Origin of the sequence: Clostridium sp. AM22-11AC, assembly GCF_003473545.1 — a bacterium.
GTDB lineage: Bacteria > Bacillota > Clostridia > Lachnospirales > Lachnospiraceae > Enterocloster.
Genome location: NZ_QUCM01000004.1, coordinates 143,498 through 158,714 on the forward strand (window position 1 = coordinate 143,498; position 15,217 = coordinate 158,714).

At 44.0% G+C, this 15,217-nt stretch carries 13 protein-coding genes; 6 read left to right on the forward strand and 7 right to left on the reverse strand.

The window, feature by feature from the left end; genetic code table 11:
- Window positions 1–26: 26 nt before the first annotated feature.
- Window positions 27–1,070, forward strand: a complete 1,044-nt coding sequence (locus DW251_RS05840; protein WP_021869702.1) for an aminotransferase class I/II-fold pyridoxal phosphate-dependent enzyme — start codon at window positions 27–29, stop codon at window positions 1,068–1,070.
- Window positions 1,071–1,466: 396 nt separating this feature from the next.
- Here DW251_RS05840 and DW251_RS05845 read toward each other — a convergent pair whose 3' ends face one another.
- Window positions 1,467–2,291 carry an AraC family transcriptional regulator gene (locus DW251_RS05845; RefSeq protein WP_118300481.1) on the reverse strand — a complete coding sequence of 275 codons (825 nt, stop codon included), beginning with the start codon at window positions 2,289–2,291 and terminating at the stop codon, window positions 1,467–1,469.
- Between the two features lie 308 nt (window positions 2,292–2,599).
- Between DW251_RS05845 and DW251_RS05850 the strand changes: the two genes are divergently transcribed.
- From DW251_RS05850 to DW251_RS05870, 5 genes are all read left to right on the forward strand, one after another.
- Window positions 2,600–5,101, forward strand: coding sequence for a TIM-barrel domain-containing protein (locus DW251_RS05850; RefSeq protein ID WP_118300482.1), 2,502 nt, complete (start codon window positions 2,600–2,602; stop codon window positions 5,099–5,101).
- 22 nt (window positions 5,102–5,123) lie between these two features.
- Window positions 5,124–6,146, forward strand: a complete 1,023-nt coding sequence (locus tag DW251_RS05855) for a TRAP transporter substrate-binding protein (protein WP_021869699.1) — start codon at window positions 5,124–5,126, stop codon at window positions 6,144–6,146.
- 12 nt (window positions 6,147–6,158) lie between these two features.
- Window positions 6,159–6,662, forward strand: a complete 504-nt coding sequence (locus DW251_RS05860; RefSeq protein ID WP_021869698.1) for a TRAP transporter small permease — start codon at window positions 6,159–6,161, stop codon at window positions 6,660–6,662.
- Window positions 6,659–7,960: a TRAP transporter large permease gene (locus tag DW251_RS05865; RefSeq protein ID WP_118300483.1), complete on the forward strand. Its 1,302-nt coding sequence runs from the start codon at window positions 6,659–6,661 to the stop codon at window positions 7,958–7,960. The genes DW251_RS05860 and DW251_RS05865 overlap by 4 nt, the downstream gene beginning before the upstream one ends.
- A gap of 237 nt (window positions 7,961–8,197) precedes the next feature.
- The gene (locus DW251_RS05870; protein ID WP_021869696.1) at window positions 8,198–9,091 is read left to right on the forward strand and encodes a DUF3881 family protein; all 894 of its coding nucleotides are present in this window, start codon (window positions 8,198–8,200) and stop codon (window positions 9,089–9,091) included.
- Between the two features lie 41 nt (window positions 9,092–9,132).
- On the opposite strand, the gene DW251_RS05875 is transcribed toward DW251_RS05870, so the two are convergent.
- The 6 genes from DW251_RS05875 to DW251_RS05900 form a co-directional block, all read right to left on the reverse strand.
- Window positions 9,133–10,077: a nucleoside hydrolase gene (locus DW251_RS05875; protein WP_118300484.1), complete on the reverse strand. Its 945-nt coding sequence runs from the start codon at window positions 10,075–10,077 to the stop codon at window positions 9,133–9,135.
- Window positions 10,077–10,778 carry a purine-nucleoside phosphorylase gene (gene deoD, locus DW251_RS05880; protein WP_118300485.1) on the reverse strand — a complete coding sequence of 234 codons (702 nt, stop codon included), beginning with the start codon at window positions 10,776–10,778 and terminating at the stop codon, window positions 10,077–10,079. The genes DW251_RS05875 and deoD overlap by 1 nt, the downstream gene beginning before the upstream one ends.
- Before the next feature lie 103 nt (window positions 10,779–10,881).
- Window positions 10,882–11,643, reverse strand: a complete 762-nt coding sequence (locus DW251_RS05885; protein ID WP_021869693.1) for a GntR family transcriptional regulator — start codon at window positions 11,641–11,643, stop codon at window positions 10,882–10,884.
- A gap of 63 nt (window positions 11,644–11,706) precedes the next feature.
- Entirely contained in the window at window positions 11,707–12,612 is a 906-nt protein-coding gene (locus DW251_RS05890) for an ABC transporter permease (RefSeq protein ID WP_118300486.1), read from the reverse strand.
- A gap of 1 nt (window position 12,613) precedes the next feature.
- Window positions 12,614–13,648, reverse strand: a complete 1,035-nt coding sequence (locus DW251_RS05895) for an ABC transporter permease (RefSeq protein WP_118300487.1) — start codon at window positions 13,646–13,648, stop codon at window positions 12,614–12,616.
- Window positions 13,629–15,149 (reverse strand): ABC transporter ATP-binding protein, encoded by a 1,521-nt coding sequence (locus tag DW251_RS05900; RefSeq protein ID WP_118300488.1) that lies wholly within the window; start codon window positions 15,147–15,149, stop codon window positions 13,629–13,631. Before DW251_RS05900 ends, DW251_RS05895 begins: the two co-directional genes overlap by 20 nt.
- Between the last annotated feature and the right edge of the window lie 68 nt (window positions 15,150–15,217).

Consider the following 15,217-nt stretch of genomic DNA (forward strand, 5'->3'; position numbering starts at 1 on the left):
ATTAACGAAGGGATAATAAAAATACTATGAACACACATTTATCTTTTGCCTGTGACTATATGGAAGGGACTCATCCGGCCATTCTTCAGAAACTTGTAGAGACAAATCTTGAAAAAACAGGTGGATATGGACTGGATCCATATTGTGACGCTGCCAAAGAAAAGATCAAAGCTGCCTGTGGCTGTCCGGAAGGAGAAGTTTTCTTTCTGGTAGGCGGCACCCAGACCAATGCTACTGTAATCGATGCACTGCTTAAAAGCTATCAGGGTGTGATCGCAGCAGAGATCGGACATGTAAGCGTCCACGAAGCCGGTGCTATTGAGGCAGACGGACACAAGGTACTCACTCTGCCACATGACAATGGAAAGATCAGCGCGGACCAGGTTCGCGGACTTTTAGACGGCTTCTATAATGATGCCAACCACGATCACATGGTCATGCCGGGAATGGTATATATTTCCCATCCAACGGAATACGGCACCCTTTACACCTTAGAAGAGCTGACTGAGCTCAGCAATGTATGCCACGAAAACCACATTCCTCTTTATATGGATGGGGCCCGTCTGGCTTATGCACTAGCATGCAGCGAAAACCAGCTGACACTGGCCGATATTGCCCGTTTATGCGATATTTTCTATATCGGCGGAACAAAATGCGGCGCACTGTTTGGCGAAGCTGTGGTCATTCCGAAACCAGGTCTGATCCCGCATTTCTTTACCATCATCAAACAGCACGGGGCATTACTTGCCAAAGGTCGTCTTCTGGGGATCCAGTTTGATACCTTATTTACAGACTCTCTCTATGAAAAAGTAGGCGCACCGGCGATCCAGGCTGCTGACCAGATACGAAAGACTTTAAAAGAGCAGAATTTTAGCCTCTGCTTCGGTTCACCTACCAACCAGGTATTCTGTATTGTAGATGACGCTCTTATGACCCGTCTGGAAAAACAGGTTGAATTTGGTTTCTGGGAGAAATATGATGATACCCATACGGTGATCCGTTTTGCCACCAGCTGGGCGACTACAAAAGAAGATGTGGATGCATTATGTAATCTGTTATGCAATTTATAAAAAAGGGGAGATTAGGTTGAGCCGGCAAGGCTGCCCATTTCGTCAACCCCGCCGGCTGTGTAATGTTCGATCGGAGTCTTCCATGCACCTGCCTTTGTGGCTGATTTTCCGCCAACTGCGTCCAGATTTTATCAACGTACGCACCGCGTACGCCTCAAAAATCTGAACACAGATGACAAAAAATCCTCTCACAAAATCAGGCACATAAAGATTCCAATCGAACATATTTTTCTCTATAGACAGATACCTCTCACTCTGCTGAACGGGTATCTGTCTTTCTCTATGTAAAAAGCTCTGACTGCTTGTTTATGTAAAAGAGTATACAGAAAAGTTGTGTCCTAAGTTTGAAGCAGTCATAAAGTATTTCTAAAAAGGTTTAAGAAAATATGAGGAAAATTATGATTTTACATTATCCCTGAACTGCTTTCGGTACTGAGAAGGGCTCATACCAGTCACAGATTTAAATACCCTGTTAAAATGAGTCAGGTTTGAAAAGCCTGTTTCTTTACTTATGTCTGTAATATTCTTACTTGTTTCCATAAATTTACGCTGTGCATTCATAATACGTGTTACATTAATATAGCGGATGATCGTACTATTGGTATTCTTTTTAAATTCGCGGCACAGATAATATGGGCTGACATAAAACATCTGTGCCAGCATTTCAAGACTGATCTCTTCCTGATAATGGCTGTGGATATAACGGATCACCTCACCGATCCTGCTTTTTCTTTCAGGCGCTTTTTCCGGTCTTTCTTCCCTTGCGATCAACAATAACAGCATATTTAATACCCCGCGGGCATATTCTTCGTGATATGCCCCTGGATTCTTCTGTTCTTTTAGGATAAGCTCCATTGCCCGGTGGATCTCCTGGCGTTCCCTTATACCCACTTTATAAATGCCGCCTTCCTCTCTTAATTCAGAAAGGATGGAGGGCCACAATATTTCCTCCTGTGAAAAATACAGCAGTACTCTTTTAAACGGCATATTCTCCGCTCCATAGGAATGATGCATTACATAAGGAGGAAAAATTATAAATTCTCCAGCTTCCATTTTATAAAGCTTGTCTTCTACCATATGAAAACGTTCTCCGGCTTCCAGATAATAAATCTCATAATATTCATGATAATGAGACTGGGACATATTGTCATTTACTCCCTGAATCCGCTCACAGGCTATTCCACTCCCCTGGGCCATCAGGATTCCTGCCTGATCTATCATATTCCATCCTCCTGTCTGTGCAATATTGTTTTCCTATATCTATTTATATGGTTATTTTTTAATGAAGTTGTGTTTATTGTATACAATTTTTATGTACTTATAACAATTTTTCTTTTTGTTAAATGTCCTTTTTCTCGTACATTATAGCAAGATATGTAAAATTTCCACCTGTAATATGCAATTTTTGTCTAGTTCTTATCTTGTTATTTTATTATCATTTCAATGCAAAACAACAAATAAATATCTTAGAAAATCATCATATCACAAAACAACCATAAAGTTAATTATGTTTAAGGAGGCCAAGATTCATGAAAGTATGCATGAATGCGACAACTGTAAAACAGAAGGAAAATTACTTTTCTGTAGCTACCAACTGCACAGAGATCCGGATTTTCTTCCTCACCGATTATATCATCCGTATCAGAGCCGGATTTGACGGTGATTTTGCAGAAGAATCCTACAGTCTTGTTACAACTGCCTGGGAAGACAGAATGGATCCGTTTTTAAAGGACTACCGTAAAAAAATCCAGACCGCTGACGCTGTTCTGGAAGATGGAACAGATCAGGCCGTGATCCAGGGAAAAGAACTGAAAGTAGTTATAGAAAAAGATCCTTTCCGCATCTGTGTTTACGATAAAGAAGGAACCATGATCCATGCTGATATTGTAGATCTTGCTTACCGTGAAGACAGCAACCACCGCAGGATCCATACCAGCCAGATTGAAGCAGATGATTGTTTCTTTGGTTTTGGAGAAAAAGGCGGTGAATTTAACAAAGCCCAGAAATACATGGTTTTAAGCCCGGGTGATTCCATGGGATATGACCCCAAAGAAACCGATTCTCTTTATAAGCACATACCATTTTATATTAAGTTAAATCAGACTACCAAAAAAGCAACCGGATATTTCTATCACAATACCTGGGAATGTGACTTTAACATGGGACGTGAAAAGCGCAATTACTGGCACCGTTACAGCAGCTACTCCACCAACGGCGGAGATATTGACCTTTTCCTGATCTCAGGACCTTCAGTCCGCCAGGTTGTAGAACGCTATACCGATCTTACCGGAAAGTCAGCCATGCTTCCTAAATACGCTTTAGGATATCTTGGCTCCTCCATGTATTATCCAGAACTGGATGCTGACTGCGATGATGCTATTGCAGAGTTCATCGACACTACCAAAGAAGAGGGAATTCCTGTGGATGGTTTCCAGCTTTCTTCCGGTTACTGTGCCATTGAAACAGAACAGGGCATCAAACGCTGCGTATTTACATGGAATAAAAAACGCTTCAAAGATCCAAAAGACTTTTTTGCCCAGATGAAAAAACGTGGCATCTGTGTATCACCAAATGTAAAGCCGGGAATTCTTCTGATCCATCCAAAACTGGATGAAATGAAAGCAAAAGGCATGTTTGTAAAAGCCAGTGAAACAGAAGAACCTGGTATCGGCACCTGGTGGGGCGGAAAAGGCATGTTTGTAGACTTTACCAGCCAGGAAACCCGCAATAACTGGAAGGAAATGTTAAAAGAGAATGTCCTGGATTATGGTACAAGTTCCATATGGAATGACAACTGCGAATATGACAGCATGGTTGATAAAGACTGCCGTTGCTCTTTTGAAGGAAAAGGTGGAACCATTGGCCAGTTAAAGTCTGTTATGTCCAATATTATGTGCCACATCACCAATGAAGCGATACATGAAACCTTTGACAATACCCGCCCTTACGTTGTATGCCGTTCCGGTCATGCAGGCATCCAGCGCTATGCTCAGACCTGGGCCGGTGATAACTTAACCTGTTGGGAATCTTTAAAATACAATATTGCCACGATCCTTGGTATGGGATTATCTGGTGTTGCAAACCAGGGCTGCGATATTGGCGGCTTCTACGGACCTGCTCCTGAAGCAGAGCTGTTAGTCAGATGGATCCAGAATGGTATTTTCCAGCCTCGTTTCTCTATCCATTCCACGAATATTGACAACACGGTTACAGAACCTTGGATGTACAGCAACTGCACAGAATATATCAGAACCGCTATCAAACTCCGTTACCGCCTGTTCCCATATCTGTATTCCCTTATGGAACGTGCTCATGAAACCGGACTTCCTATTATGGAGCCTATGTGCAGTGCTTTCCAAAATGACCCGAAGTGCTATGAAGAAGGCATTGACTTCATGTTTGGTGACTCACTGCTGGTAGCAAATGTAGTAGAAAAAGGCGCCACAACACGTAAGATCTACCTGCCGGAAGGAAATAAATTTTATGATTTCTATACAAGGACTCCTTACGATGGTGGACAGACGATTGAAATACCGGTAGACCTTGGAAGTATCCCTCTGTTTGTAAAAGGCGGCAGTATCATTCCAATGGCAACGAACCAGATGAAAAATCTTATGACCGAACAGCCAAACGGAATTTCTATTCTTTGCGCGCCTGACTGTGATGGTTCCTTTGTCCTGTATGAAGATGACGGTGTTTCTATGGATTATGAAAAGGGCTGCTATTTAAAAACTTTCATTTCCATGGCTGCTGGGGAGCGCACCGTTCTCACCTTTAAACAGGAAGGTTCCTATACTACCTCTGTAGAAACCATGTCTCTGGACATGATCCACAGAGAAAAAGCTCCATATTGGGTAACGGTAGATGGAAAGGAAATTCCACATTTTCTTCATAGAAGAAAGTTTGAGGAGACTGACTGCGGTTGGTATTACAGCCAGACTTTAAAGTCTGTACTGGTAAAATATCCTAATCCGAAAAAGGATTACCAGGTTGTCGTTTCCTTTGAGCAGTTCGATCTGATCGGTATGTAAGAAAGAAAGGGGATAAAATAAAATGAAAAAACTGGCAGCAATTATAGCCGCTGTAGGACTGTCTCTGTGCAGTCTTACAGGCTGTGCTCAAAGCGGAGTTAAAAACAGTGCACAAGCCACTGCTGAAAATCCAATGATACTTACACTTGCCCACGGTCTTAGTGAAACTCATACAGTCCATATTGCAATGACTGAGTTTGCAGATAAGGTAAAGGAACGTACAAATGGAAGAATCCAGATCCAGATCTTCCCAAACGGACAGCTGGGATCTGAAAATGAAAATATGGAGCAGCTGATGGCAGGCGTTATCTCCATGACAAAGGTATCCGCACCTGGTCTTGCTACTTATAATGAATCCTACCATACCTTCGGCCTTCCATATATATTTGACAGCACCGAAGATTTTTACCACGTAATGGATTCTGACCAGATGCATGATTTCTTCCTTTCATCGGAAGATGACGGCTTTGTAACGCTGACTTATTATACTTCCGGTGCCCGCTCTTTTTACACAAAAAATAAAGCGATCCGTAAACCAGAAGATTTAAAAGGCTTAAAGATCCGTGTCCAGGATATGAAGTCCCAGACAGATATGATGAAAGCTTTAGGCGGTATTCCAGTAGCTATGTCCTATGGTGATGTTTATACTTCTTTACAGACCGGTATTATTGACGGAACGGAAAATAATGAAACCGCTCTTACCACAGGTAAGCACGGTGAGATCTGCAAAGTATATTCAACAGATCAGCATGCCATGATCCCGGATGTTATGGTCATGAGTGCCAAAGTATGGAAAGAGATCAGTCCTGAAGACCAGCAGATCATCCTTGAAGCAGCCAGAGAATCTACTGAAAGTCACAAAATTGCCTGGGATACTGCAATTGACCAGGCGATTGAAGAAGCCAAGAACACAATGGGAGTTGAATTTGTCAATGATGTAGACAAAGAAGCCTTCCGTGAAGCTACAAGCGGCATGATCAATGATTACTGTACACAGTACCCAGGAGTTAAAAAGCTTCTTGATATTATTGATTCAGTAGAATAAGGGAGGTTCGTCATGAGAGAATTTTTAGCACTGATCAAAAAATGGATGACCCGCCTGTTAGCCGGCATCGCTACTGTCCTTCTATCCATTATGACACTGCTGGTTTTATATCAGGTATTTACACGTTATATTTTAAACAGCCCTGCTGCTTTTACAGAAGAACTGGTCCGTTATTTTCTGATCTGGACCGGCTTCATCGGAGCTGCCTATGCCTTCATCACCAGGGAGCACATGTGCCTTGTACTGGTACGTGACAGCTTAAGTCCTTCTGGAAAACGTATTTTAATGACGGTTATTGATATTCTAATCCTGCTTTTTGCTATTTTTGTTATCACCATTGGTGGATTTAAACTGGCTTTAAGTGCGCAGAAGGTATTCTCTGCCCTTTTAGGTATTCCAAGAAGCCTTGTATACGCTATGGCTCCTATATCAGGATTATTTATCATTCTGGCTCAGATCATTAATATTTATGAAGATGTAACCGGAATTGCAGTTGAAGGAGGGAATGAATCATGAGTATCGGACTTACAACCGTTGTCTTGTTTGCAGTTTTCGGAATTTTGCTGTTTTTAAGCTGTCCGATTTCTGTAAGTATTATTATTGCATCTATTGTCACTGCCATATCCTCTCTTTCATGGGATCAGATCACCTTTATCACCATGCAGAAGATGAACAGCGGTGTAGAAAGCTTCTCCCTTCTTGCCATTCCTCTGTTTATCCTGGCTGGAAACATCATGAATAATGGTGGTATTGCAAGACGTCTGGTAAACTTTTCAAAACTGTTTGTAGGCTGGATCCCAGGTTCACTGGCTCAAGCTAATATTGTGGGAAATATGCTTTTCGGAGCACTTTCAGGCTCCTCCGTTGCCGCTGCATCTGCTATGGGTGGCTGTATCTATCCCATTCAGAAAGATGAAGGATATGATCCTGCGTTTGCAACTGCCGTTAATATCGCATCTGCTCCTACCGGCCTCCTGATCCCACCTACCAGTGCGTTTATCGTATATTCCACTGTAGCAGGCGGTGTATCCATTTCAACCTTATTTATGGCTGGCTACATTCCTGGTATCCTTATGGGTGTTGGTTCCATGGTAGTTGCCTTTATTTACGCAAAAAAGCATAAATACCCTACTTCCGGAAAAACACCTATGAAAGAGGCGATCAAGGTAACCTTAGATGCTATTCCAAGCCTGCTTCTTATCATCATTGTTATCGGCGGTATTGTTGGCGGTATTTTTACCGCTACAGAAGGTGCTGGCATTTGTGTTCTTTACTGCCTGATCCTCTCTATCTGTTACCGTAGTATCACTGTAAAATCTTTTATGAAGATCCTTGTAAGCAGTGCTTGTACCAGTGGTATTATCCTGTTCCTGATCTCCGCATCCTCTGCTATGTCTTTCGTAATGGCATACTCTGGAATTCCGGCAGCTATTTCCACCGGTATTATGTCCATCTCAACGAATAAATATGTGATCCTTCTTCTGATGAATATTATTTTGATGGTAGTTGGTATGTTTATGGACATTACACCTGCAATCCTTATTTTCACACCAATCTTCCTGCCTATCGCCCAGAGCCTTGGCATGACGGATATCCAGTTTGGTGTTATGCTGATCTTTAATATGTGTCTTGGAAACATCACACCTCCTGTTGGTTCTGTTCTTTTCGTAGGCTGCGGAATCAGCAAGATCAGTATTGAAGAAGTAACAAAAACCCTGCTTCCGTACTTTGCGGTACTGTTCCTTCTGCTTTTAGCAGTTACCTATATTCCTGCATTATCATTAGGCGTACCGAAGTTAATGGGGCTGATCTGATCCTTTCAAAATCATTTCCGGGGCTGTTTAAAACACAGCCCCTTTTTTATATTTCTAAGATTTTATATCAAGGTGTTTCCATTGTTAATACTGTTACCGTTCCGTCATGCCGTCTTCTTGTTTCTTTAAAAAATCTCTGGTAATCTAACATAAAGTAGGCTATAATAAAGCGAAAAACATTTAGGAAACAATAAATAACCATAGACATAGAAACCTTAGGGAAAGAGGGTGAAGGAAATGCACAAATTTATGCGCACCATTGGATTTGGCGGCTGCGACAGTGATCTGGAAATGGATAAGATCATGCGTAAGCTTGCAAAGACAGCATCAAAAACAGCTGTATTAGAAAGAAATGACCATCCCACACTTTATGATCTGCGGGCGGAACTGGCACCGGGAATGGGAATTGCCATGATCGGGCAGATGACAGAAAAAGGGACTTTTAAGCGGGAATATGCGTTCCCTTATGTAACTGGCAGTGATATTTCATCTACTGCTGAATGCTCCATCCAGCGCCATGCGGAGCGGGAAACATATGCCGGTCTTTTAGATGAATACCGCGTAGGCATTTCCCTTATCTTTTATATGACCAATTCCATTGAATACAGGAGCCGCCGCAGTAAGCGTCTTCCAGTGCTGGCAAAAAATATCTGCCTCTCCGGACTTGCTTCCCAGGGAAAGATCCTGCTGCCGGTAAAAAAGACTCCCAAACAGGCGGAAGACTTGAAACAGGCTGCCAGAAAGCGTGGAAGCCTCTTAGAAGCCGCACGCCGGGGCGATGAACAAGCCATTGAAACACTGACCGTAGAGGATATCGACCTGTATTCCATGGTCACCAAGCGCATTATAAAAGAGGATATGTACTCCATTATCGAGACCTGCTTCATGCCAAGCGGTATCGAATGTGACCAGTATTCCATTATCGGAAATATCTTAAGCGTCAATCTGGTGGCAAATGATCTCACAAACGAAGAGATCTACCGCCTGCGTATAGAATGCAATGATATGATCTTTACAATTGCCATTAACAAAGCCGATCTCTTAGGCGAACCGGCACCAGGCAGACGTTTTAAAGGTCAGATCTGGATGCAGGGAATTGCTGATTTCGGTGTCAATGATATGTTGTATTAAACTTAAAATACCCTCGCAACCGCGGGGGTATTTTGCACTTTCTATTTCTCCCAGAAAGCTGCAAGCAGCTCTCCAATCGCTTTCTTTTCATCTACTTCCACTGCAAACTCCACAGTCTCTGCTTCAAATGGATGTTCTCTCATATCTGTAACGATCATTCCCCTGCAATACTGGCCTTCGCACTCTACTCTGGCTTTGCGGGTCTGTGTCAGTACCAGTCCCGGTACAGAGGCACACATGACAGCTAAAGGATCATGAAGAGGGCTGTCATCCATACAGTAGTTTCTGTCCTGGTTTCCCATGAAATACCATTCAAAGGCCTTTCCAAGATACTCTGCAGCCCGCTTTAACTCCGGTCTGCAATGTGTCTGGATCCAGTCCAGATAGGCGCGTTTAAAGCGCACCTTCATGGTCACGTCCAGTCCAACAGCTGTGATCTTCATTCCAGACTGGAAAACATAGTCAGCTGCCACCGGGTCACAGGCTACATTTGCCTCTGCCACCGGTGATACATTTCCACGCATGGAAAGTGTTCCACCCATCATGTACATATGTTTTACCAGTTTTACAAACTGGGGATATTTTTTAATGGTTCTTGCAATGTTGGTAAGAGGTCCTACTGTGATCAGGACCATTTCTCCCTGTAAACGTTCTGCGGTTTCCAGATAGAATTCTTCAATTCCTTTATCGAATGGCTTACGCTCACTTTTTGGAAGTTCTACATTTCCAAGTCCGTTTTCTCCATGGATAATAGACACGCGCCCGGCCCATTTTCCTGTAAGAGGTTCATTGGCACCGATAACTACCGGGATATCCGGCGCATTTACCAAATCCAGGATCTTCATGGTATTTTCTGCTGCCAGCCATGACTCCACATTTCCGTAAACACAGCCAATGCCCTGTATCTCATAAGCGGGTCTGTTTAATGCGTAGATAAGCGCAAGGGAGTCATCTACGCCTGTATCCATATCAAAAACGACTTTCATTAAGCTACCTCCAATGCACACCGGATCATGGTGTCCAGATTTTTCTCTCTTTCCTCATTTGTAAGGGCTTTGCTGCTGTGGATGCTGCTTCCTACAGTCAGCATGGTGAGCGCTTTCTTTCCTGCTCTGGCTGCGGTACAGTATAAGGACATAGTCTCCATTTCCTGTGCCAGAACGCCCATTTTCTCCCACTGGCCCTTTTCGCCTGCCAGATCCTCATAAAATACATCGGAACTGTATACATTTCCCACATAGAAAGGCGCTTCCAGGATTCTTGCCTGGTTGACCGCTGACTCTAACAGACCGTAATCAGCCAGAGGTGCAAATATTCCCGGCAGATGATACTGGGAAGCAAAATTGGAATTGCTGCAGCAGCCCATAGCCAGGATCAGGCTTCCTACTTCCACGTCACGGTTTACAGCCCCGCAGGTGCCCACGCGGATGATCTGATCCACGCCAAAGGTATTAAACAGTTCGTAGGAATAGATGCCCATAGACGGGATACCCATTCCGCTTCCCTGTACTGAAACTTTCTTTCCATTGTAATAACCGGTATATCCGTTCATCCCACGCACCTGGCTGTAGCAGATCACATCCGTCAGATAGTGTTCTGCAATGTATTTTGCGCGCATAGGATCTCCTGGCATAAGAACGGTCTTTGCGATCTGGCCCTCTTCTGCCTCTATATGAAATGTCTTCATTTTTTACTGCTCCCATCTGTTTTTATGTATATGTCCCTTATCTTTGGGCTCATACCTATCCGTTGGGGCAGTTTTATTTTCTGGTCAAATTCCCCAACGATGATTAATGTTTTTGAATGTTTCGGTCATTTCTGCGGTTAATATGCAGTTCATGCTGGTCCGGGGTAAAGAACAGTTTCTGGGAAAGGACCGGGGTATCATATTCGGAATAAAGCTCTTCTTCCAGAATTAAAAATGGCTCTCCTTCCGGGATATTTAAAATACCTGCCAGACGCTCTCTGGCATTTCCCAGACGCAGCTTTGTATCGCTGTAAAGGCCGCCGGAAGTCAGCAGTTTGGAATAAAACTGGTATACTGTATCCGGATTCTCTAAATCTACACTGCTCTTGTCTAATACCTCATATGGCATATATACCATGGCAAAACCAACGACTGTATCACCGCTGTAGTATGTAATATTGATCACAGCCACAATGCTGGAAGCCCGAAGCTTCAATACCTCCTGGTGCTTCTGTGTGGCCGGCTGGAAGCCTACGGTGGTCTCTACCTTATCTACTGGCTGCAGGCAGAAATCCACCAGCGGATTTTCGATCTTTTCCAGTCCTGCTTTTGCCGGACGCTGGGCGGAAAGTACAATATTTCCTCTTCCCTGCTGATTGACGATAAACCCGTCTTCCTGAAGAAGGAGCATAGCCTGACGCAGTGTTCCCCTGCTGACATTTAACTGTTCTGCCAGTATATTTTCGCCTGGAAGCTTATCTCCCGGCTTATATTTTCCCTCTTTTAACCATTCGCTGATGGTCTCATAAACAGTTACATACAGGGGGATCTTTACATTTTTTTCTTTAATAACGTTCTCTTTCACTGGCGGTTTAGCTCCTTTATGTCTAATTCATGTTCATATCTGCAATTATAACTAAGTATAGAACTAATCCACCAGTTTGCCAAGTGCTTCCGGTCCCTTCACACGCTTTCCAACTACTACCAGGACCACTAATGTTACCACATATGGCAGCATCTGTACGAACTGGGACGGGATCGCCTGACCGGTAAGATAGAACCTGGCTGCCTGTGCTACCGCGAATACCATTCCTGCGCCTAAGGAGCCAAGTGGCTGCCAGCCGCCGAAAATATTTGCCGCAAGACCCATGAAACCGCGGCCTGCAACCATGTCGATAACGAACAGGTTATTCTGGGAAATGGACAGATAGGAACCGCCCAGTCCTGCAATGGCGCCTGCTGTCATCATTGCCACATAACGGTAACGGTTTACGTCCACACCGGCTGTCTGCACTGCAAATGGCTGATCGCCGATGGCACGGTAACGCAGACCATATTTTGTCTTGTAAAATACCACCCACACGCCCAAAGTAATAAGCAGTGTCAGGTACAGATAAGGAGACTGTTCAGAGAAAAATGCTCCTAAAACAGGCACTTTACACAATCCCGGAACAGTAATGTTAGAGATAGACGGTACAGAACCGCTCATTCCCTCTGTATTCCAGATTGCCTTTAACATAACGGCTGTAATGCCGCTTGCAAACAGGTTTACACCGACACCAACTACAGACTGCTGGGCTTTCCATTTCAGACAGAACAGGCCATAGATCCAGCCCATTACTGCACCTAAAACAACGGAAATCACAGCTCCTGCCAGTGCAGAACCAGTAAAATAAGAACCAACGGCACCGGCAAAGGAACCGATGAGCATCATGCCTTCAACGCCCAGCATAACTACGCCGCCGCGCTCTGCAATGGTGCCGCATAAAGCACCTAAAATAATGGGAACAGATAACTGCAATGTAAGGGCAAGAAAATTATTGATCATTCCCATGTTAACCCCTCCTCTTTCTGCTCCAGCGGATCAGCTCAGGAGCAGCTACAAACAAGATGACCAGACTCTGGATCACCGTTACCATGTTAGTGGAAACAGCGGTTTCACGGCTCATACGCAGGGAACCCATTTCCAGGACACCAAAAAGTAAAGACGTTAAAAGAACACCTGCCGGGTGGTTCTTTCCAAGAATGGCAACCGCAATACCGGTGAAACCAAAGGAAGGAGAAAATCCTTCAATAAAACGATGATATTTTCCGAAGATCTCTGTAACACCGGCTAAGGCAGCGATACCGCCGCTTAAGGTCATAGCCATGATCAGATAGAAATTTACAGGAATACCCGCTGTTTTCGCTGCAGATGCATTGGCACCTACGGCTCTTAACTGGTATCCTACGGATGTTTTCCAGAGGAAAATGTACATAAGTACGGCTGTTGCTAACAGTAAGAACAGCGCCCAGGTCAGTTGGGTCTTTGGAAGCAGTCTTGCAAACCAGATGTTCTCCGGAAGCATTTCTGTCTGTGCAGTAGAACCCGGTACCTTAAACGGTCCGTTTACCAGCCATGATGTAAATAAAGTACAGACATAATTTAACATGATGGCTACAATGACTTCGTTTGTCTGGAATTTTGCCTTAAAGATACCCGGCACACTTCCTACTAACATTCCGGCTGCAATACCGGCTGCGATACTTACAACCAAAAGAATCGGCGCCGGAAGGAAACTCAGTGTCAGACCGGTCAGTGTAGCTGCCATGGCACCTGCATGAAGCTGGCCTTCTGCACCGATATTTAACATACCGCAGCGAGAACCTAAGGCTACTGCCAGTCCGGTAAACGCTAACGGGATACTTTTACTTACTGTATTGGCTACTGCCTGAGGTGTTCCAAGAGCACCTTTCAACAGGGAAGAATAGGCAGTTGCCGGTGACTCTCCAGCCACAAGGATAAACAAGGCTCCGATCACAAAAGCCAAAACGATTGCTGCAAGGGATTTTCCCAGTTCTGCAGCCTGTTTACTGCTGATCCATTTCATTTGCCACATCCTCCTGTTTTTTTCCTGCCATAAATAAACCGATCTCTTCTTTGGTGTACTGTCCGGCCTTAAACTGTGCGCTCATTTCTCCTTCATAGAGAACAGCGATACGGTCGCTTAAGTTCATGACTTCAGACAGCTCCGCAGAGATAAGAAGAATGGCTTTTCCTTCCTTTTTCAGCTGAAGCAGTGTTTTGTGGACACGCTCAATAGCACCGATATCCAGACCACGTACCGGCTGTGCAACCAGCATAAAGGACGGATCATGGCTTGTCTCACGGCCTAAAATGATCTTCTGCTGATTTCCGCCGGAAAGCTGTCCAATGTGCTGGCTTACGCCTGCGATCTTGATTTCAAACTGCTCTACCTGGACTTTGGCATCCTCTTCCAGTGCCTTGTAATCGATAAAGCCTTTTTTGCAGTATTTGGGATCTTCCTGATAACCTAACAGGAAGTTTTCTGTAATAGAAAAATCAGGAACCATAGCGTCTTTGTGACGGTCAGATGGGATATAGCCCAGTCCCATTGCCTTACGCTCTTTTACAGACAGGTTCTGGACTTCTTTTCCGTTCATGGAAATAGTTCCTTCTTCTGTCTTTCTGTTTCCAACGATCATTTCTTCCAGTTCCTGCTGGCCGTTTCCATCTACACCGGCAATACCGAAGATCTCTCCTGCATGTACCTGGATGCTGACAGTCTCCTGGGCGCGCTTGTGCAGACGCACATTTTTAAGTTCCAGGACTACCGGACCATGAGGATCTTCTGCCTTGGTAACAATAGACTCAACCTGACGGCCTACCATCTGGGTTGCCAGTTCTTTTTCGTTTGTATCACAGGTATCGCAGTTAAATACAACCTTTCCTTTTCGTATAACAGTGATACGGTCAGATAAAGACATGGTCTCGTTTAACTTGTGGGTAATGAAAATAATGGTTTTTCCATTTTTCTTTAACTGGCGGAGGATCTTAAACAGTTCCTCAACCTCCTGAGGTGTAAGAACGGCTGTTGGCTCGTCCAGGATAATGATATCTGCGCCGCGGTACAGTGTTTTTAAGATCTCTACACGCTGCTTCATACCTACAGAAAGGTTTTCCACTTTTTCATCCAATGGAAGCCGGAAACCGAAGCGCTCTACCAGTTCTTCTACTTTTTTGCGGCTTTCTTTTCTGTTTAATAAAAATCCGCCGGACTCTTTTCCTAAAATAATATTTTCTAAAACAGTCAGCTGGTTCACCAGCATAAAGTGCTGGTGGACCATGCCGATCCCTAAAGCATAAGCATCATTTGGATTTGTGATCGATGCCTTCTTTTCATTAATATAGATCTCTCCTGCATCCGGGTGATAAAGGCCGAACAGGATGTTCATCAGGGTACTTTTACCAGTACCATTTTCACCCAGCAGACAGTGGATCTCCTGCTGCTTTACGATCAGGTCGATACCGTCATTTGCCCGCACCGGCCCGAAACATTTTACGATCCCCATCATTCTGATCGCATCCATAAAAATTAAACCTCCCGCAATTATGCGTTTTGCTCACTTTCATTCATGGTAACATCACCGTCAGGTGA

Coding starts and splice junctions, on each gene's coding strand:
- DW251_RS05855 (WP_021869699.1), top strand. CDS start 5,124: ATGAAAAAACTGGCAGCAATTATAGCCGCTGTAGGACTGTCTCTGTGC.
- DW251_RS05900 (WP_118300488.1), bottom strand. CDS start 15,149: ATGGATGCGATCAGAATGATGGGGATCGTAAAATGTTTCGGGCCGGTG.
- DW251_RS05845 (WP_118300481.1), bottom strand. CDS start 2,291: ATGATAGATCAGGCAGGAATCCTGATGGCCCAGGGGAGTGGAATAGCC.
- DW251_RS05865 (WP_118300483.1), top strand. CDS start 6,659: ATGAGTATCGGACTTACAACCGTTGTCTTGTTTGCAGTTTTCGGAATT.
- DW251_RS05840 (WP_021869702.1), top strand. CDS start 27: ATGAACACACATTTATCTTTTGCCTGTGACTATATGGAAGGGACTCAT.
- DW251_RS05870 (WP_021869696.1), top strand. CDS start 8,198: ATGCACAAATTTATGCGCACCATTGGATTTGGCGGCTGCGACAGTGAT.
- DW251_RS05875 (WP_118300484.1), bottom strand. CDS start 10,077: ATGAAAGTCGTTTTTGATATGGATACAGGCGTAGATGACTCCCTTGCG.
- DW251_RS05860 (WP_021869698.1), top strand. CDS start 6,159: ATGAGAGAATTTTTAGCACTGATCAAAAAATGGATGACCCGCCTGTTA.
- deoD (WP_118300485.1), bottom strand. CDS start 10,778: ATGAAGACATTTCATATAGAGGCAGAAGAGGGCCAGATCGCAAAGACC.
- DW251_RS05895 (WP_118300487.1), bottom strand. CDS start 13,648: ATGAAATGGATCAGCAGTAAACAGGCTGCAGAACTGGGAAAATCCCTT.
- DW251_RS05850 (WP_118300482.1), top strand. CDS start 2,600: ATGAAAGTATGCATGAATGCGACAACTGTAAAACAGAAGGAAAATTAC.
- DW251_RS05890 (WP_118300486.1), bottom strand. CDS start 12,612: ATGGGAATGATCAATAATTTTCTTGCCCTTACATTGCAGTTATCTGTT.